At 55.7% G+C, this 5353-nt stretch carries 3 rRNA genes; all 3 read right to left on the reverse strand.

Annotation, left to right across the window (positions count from 1 at the left end):
* Positions 1-12: 12 nt before the first annotated feature.
* Positions 13-129: ribosomal RNA gene (gene rrf / locus CH292_RS27590) — 5S ribosomal RNA — on the reverse strand.
* Between the two features lie 146 nt (positions 130-275).
* Positions 276-3437: ribosomal RNA gene (locus CH292_RS27595) — 23S ribosomal RNA — on the reverse strand.
* 342 nt (positions 3438-3779) lie between these two features.
* A 16S ribosomal RNA gene (locus CH292_RS27600) occupies positions 3780-5297 on the reverse strand.
* Together the 16S, 23S and 5S rRNA genes form the textbook arrangement of a ribosomal RNA operon.
* Positions 5298-5353 lie beyond the last annotated feature (56 nt).

Consider the following 5353-nt stretch of genomic DNA (forward strand, 5'->3'; position numbering starts at 1 on the left):
CTGTGAAAGTGTGTTCGGCGGTGTCCTACTCTCCCACACCCTGTCGGGTGCAGTACCATCGGCGCTGGAGGGCTTAGCTTCCGGGTTCGGAATGGGACCGGGCGTTTCCCCTCCGCTATGGCCGCCGTAACTCTGTGAAACAGTGTCACGAACGAACCGAAGTCGGAGACACACACAGTGTGTGTGTTCGTTCTTGGTTTTCATGTAGTTGTGTACCTGAAAATACAACTTTCGTGTGTTGTTTCAGATATTGCACAGTGGACGCGTAGCTTCTTTGTGGTAAGTCCTCGGCCTATTAGTACCAGTCACCTGCATGCATTACTGCACTTCCAGTTCTGGCCTATCAACCCGGTGGTCTGCCGGGGGCCTTACCCCCACAAAGGGGGTGAGAAACCTCATCTTGGAACAGGCTTCCCGCTTAGATGCTTTCAGCGGTTATCCCTTCCGAACGTAGCTAACCAGCGGTGCTCCTGGTGGAACAACTGGCACACCAGAGGTTCGTCCGTCCCGGTCCTCTCGTACTAGGGACAGCCTTCCTCAAGTTTCTGACGCGCGCGGCGGATAGAGACCGAACTGTCTCACGACGTTCTAAACCCAGCTCGCGTGCCGCTTTAATGGGCGAACAGCCCAACCCTTGGGACCTACTCCAGCCCCAGGATGCGACGAGCCGACATCGAGGTGCCAAACCATCCCGTCGATATGGACTCTTGGGGAAGATCAGCCTGTTATCCCCGGGGTACCTTTTATCCGTTGAGCGACACCGCTTCCACATGCCGGTGCCGGATCACTAGTCCCGACTTTCGTCCCTGCTCGACCTGTCAGTCTCACAGTCAAGCTCCCTTGTGCACTTGCACTCGACACCTGATTGCCAACCAGGCTGAGGGAACCTTTGGGCGCCTCCGTTACATTTTGGGAGGCAACCGCCCCAGTTAAACTACCCACCAGGCACTGTCCCTGAACCAGATCATGGTCCGAGGTTGAGGTATCCAATACGATCAGAGTGGTATTTCAACAACGACTCCACAGTAACTGGCGTCACCGCTTCACAGTCTCCCACCTATCCTACACAAACCGAACCGAACACCAATACCAAGCTATAGTGAAGGTCCCGGGGTCTTTTCGTCCTGCCGCGCGTAACGAGCATCTTTACTCGTAATGCAATTTCGCCGAGTCTATGGTTGAGACAGCTGAGAAGTCGTTACGCCATTCGTGCAGGTCGGAACTTACCCGACAAGGAATTTCGCTACCTTAGGATGGTTATAGTTACCACCGCCGTTTACTGGGGCTTAAATTCTCAGCTTCACCACACAAGTGCAGTTGACCGGTCCTCTTAACCTTCCAGCACCGGGCAGGCGTCAGTCCGTATACATCGTCTTACGACTTCGCACGGACCTGTGTTTTTAGTAAACAGTCGCTTCTCACTGGTCTCTGCGACCCCACCCAGCTCACACCGCAAGGATGATCACCGGACGAGGTCCCCCTTCTCCCGAAGTTACGGGGGCATTTTGCCGAGTTCCTTAACCATAGTTATCTCGATCGCCTCAGTATTCTCTACCTGACCACCTGTGTCGGTTTGGGGTACGGGCCGTGTGAAAGCTCGCTAGAGGCTTTTCTCGGCAGCATAGGATCACTGAATTCGCCTCAATCGGCTACGCATCACCTCTCAGGCTGTATGAGACACGGATTTGCCTATGTCTCGCCCTACAGGCTTACACCAGTATTACCACTGACTGGCTCAGCTACCTTCCTGCGTCACCCCATCGCTTGGCTACTACCAGATCAGGTCCCACGCATCCACCCAGCGCATCACTCTCGAAAGAGATCCGTCACCGGGATTCAGGGCGGTTAGTATCACTGATTCACCAGGGGCGCGTTCACACGGGTACGGGAATATCAACCCGTTGTCCATCGGCTACGCCTGTCGGCCTCGTCTTAGGTCCCGACTCACCCTGGGCGGATTAACCTGGCCCAGGAACCCTTGGTCATTCGGCGGACGAGTTTCTCACTCGTCTTTCGCTACTCATGCCTGCATTCTCACTCGCACAGCCTCCACACCTAGGTCACCCCGATGCTTCCACGGCTGCACGACGCTCCCCTACCCACCCACACACCTGGCCAATCCCTCGCAAGAGAAAGGCGGGCTGTTGTGTGAGTGCCGCAGCTTCGGTGGTGTACTTGAGCCCCGCTACATTGTCGGCGCAGGATCACTTGACCAGTGAGCTATTACGCACTCTTTCAAGGGTGGCTGCTTCTAAGCCAACCTCCTGGTTGTCTTCGCGACCCCACATCCTTTTCCACTTAGTACACGCTTAGGGACCTTAGCTGGCGATCTGGGCTGTTTCCCTCTCGACTACGAACCTTATCGCCCGCAGTCTCACTGCCACGCTCTCACTCACCGGCATTCGGAGTTTGGCTGATTTCGGTAAGCCGGTAAGCCCCCTAGACCATCCAGTAGCTCTACCTCCGATGAGAAACACGTGACGCTGCACCTAAATGCATTTCGGGGAGAACCAGCTATCACGGAGTTTGATTGGCCTTTCACCCCTACCCACAACTCATCCCCTCAGTTTTCAACCTAAGTGGGTTCGGTCCTCCACGACGTCTTACCGTCGCTTCAACCTGGCCATGGGTAGATCACTCCGCTTCGGGTCTAGAACACGCCACTACACACCACGAAGGTGATACGCCCTATTCGGACTCGCTTTCGCTACGGCTACCCCACACGGGTTAACCTCGCGACATGCCACTAACTCGCAGGCTCATTCTTCAAAAGGCACGCCATCACCAGCCACCACAAGTGGTGCACCAGCTCTGACGGATTGTAAGCGCACGGTTTCAGGTACTATTTCACTCCCCTCCCGGGGTACTTTTCACCTTTCCCTCACGGTACTAGTCCGCTATCGGTCACCAGGGAGTATTCAGGCTTATCGGGTGGTCCCGACAGATTCACAGCAGATTTCACGGGCCCGCTGCTACTTGGGCATCCACACTCGACAGTCACAATGTTTTCGTCTACGGGACTCTCACCCTCTACGACAGGCCGTTCCAGACCACTTCGACTAACACCATGATTTCTCACTGTCGGACAGTCCGGCAGAACCATCACATGCAAACCCCACAACCCTCCATACGCAACCCCTGCCGGGTATCACACGCACAAAGTTTGGCCTCCTCCGCTTTCGCTCGCCACTACTCACGGAATCACAATTGTTTTCTCTTCCTGTGGGTACTGAGATGTTTCACTTCCCCACGTTCCCTCCACACACCCTATATATTCAGATGCAGGTAACACGACATCACTCGTGCTGGGTTTCCCCATTCGGACACCCTCGGATCACAGCTCGGTTGACAGCTCCCCGAGGCTTATCGCAGCCTCCTACGTCCTTCATCGGCTCCTGGTGCCAAGGCATCCACCGTACGCTCTTCATTACTTACAACAAAGATGCTCGCGTCCACTGTGCAATTCTCAAACAACACACACACAACCCCGTACACGTCGACCTCAGACATCCCCAACCAAGGGAACCGATAGATACAACCGAAGTTGCCTGTATATGTCTTGCCTAGAAAGAAACACTCACGTGTTCTCTCAGGACCCAACAGTATGCCGATATAACCAGTTCGATGGTCGACGCAAGGGCCGGCCACACGATGAACAAGTTGGTTGTCAGTGTTCCACCCGTGAGCACCGCCGGATGACGTATGCATCCGAAACGGTTTCTGTCGCCAGGTCCTCTGCTGACTGTTCAGCAGTACACCCGAGCGAAGAGGCTCCTTAGAAAGGAGGTGATCCAGCCGCACCTTCCGGTACGGCTACCTTGTTACGACTTCGTCCCAATCGCCGATCCCACCTTCGACGGCTCCCTCCCACAAGGGGTTAGGCCACCGGCTTCGGGTGTTACCGACTTTCATGACGTGACGGGCGGTGTGTACAAGGCCCGGGAACGTATTCACCGCAGCGTTGCTGATCTGCGATTACTAGCGACTCCGACTTCACGGGGTCGAGTTGCAGACCCCGATCCGAACTGAGACCAGCTTTAAGGGATTCGCTCCACCTCACGGTCTCGCAGCCCTCTGTACTGGCCATTGTAGCATGTGTGAAGCCCTGGACATAAGGGGCATGATGACTTGACGTCGTCCCCACCTTCCTCCGAGTTGACCCCGGCAGTCTCTTACGAGTCCCCGCCATAACGCGCTGGCAACATAAGACAAGGGTTGCGCTCGTTGCGGGACTTAACCCAACATCTCACGACACGAGCTGACGACAGCCATGCACCACCTGTACACCGACCACAAGGGGGGCCACATCTCTGCAGCTTTCCGGTGTATGTCAAACCCAGGTAAGGTTCTTCGCGTTGCATCGAATTAATCCACATGCTCCGCCGCTTGTGCGGGCCCCCGTCAATTCCTTTGAGTTTTAGCCTTGCGGCCGTACTCCCCAGGCGGGGCGCTTAATGCGTTAGCTACGGCACAGATCCCGTGGAAGGAACCCACACCTAGCGCCCACCGTTTACGGCGTGGACTACCAGGGTATCTAATCCTGTTTGCTACCCACGCTTTCGTTCCTCAGCGTCAGTTGTTTCCCAGAGACCCGCCTTCGCCACCGGTGTTCCTCCTGATATCTGCGCATTTCACCGCTACACCAGGAATTCCAGTCTCCCCTGAAACACTCAAGTCTGCCCGTATCGCCTGCAAGCCCGAAGTTGAGCCCCGGGTTTTCACAAACGACGCGACAAACCGCCTACGAACTCTTTACGCCCAGTAATTCCGGACAACGCTCGCACCCTACGTATTACCGCGGCTGCTGGCACGTAGTTAGCCGGTGCTTCTTCTGCAGGTACCGTCACTCACGCTTCGTCCCTGCTGAAAGAGGTTTACAACCCGAAGGCCTTCATCCCTCACGCGGCGTCGCTGCATCAGGCTTCCGCCCATTGTGCAATATTCCCCACTGCTGCCTCCCGTAGGAGTCTGGGCCGTGTCTCAGTCCCAGTGTGGCCGGTCACCCTCTCAGGTCGGCTACCCGTCGTCGCCTTGGTAGGCCATTACCCCACCAACAAGCTGATAGGCCGCGGGCCCATCCTGCACCACAAAAGCTTTCCACCCCAGCACATGCATGCTGAGGTCATATCCAGTATTAGACCCAGTTTCCCAGGCTTATCCCAGAGTGCAGGGCAGATCACCCACGTGTTACTCACCCGTTCGCCGCTCGTGTACCCCGAAAGGCCTTACCGCTCGACTTGCATGTGTTAAGCACGCCGCCAGCGTTCGTCCTGAGCCAGGATCAAACTCTCCGTAAAAGACTCTAGAAACAACAATCCGAAGATCGTGAATCAGTCAAATGACATCAAGTCCA

It is taken from the genome of Rhodococcus sp. 14-2470-1a, from assembly GCF_002259425.1.
GTDB lineage: Bacteria > Actinomycetota > Actinomycetes > Mycobacteriales > Mycobacteriaceae > Rhodococcoides > Rhodococcoides fascians_E.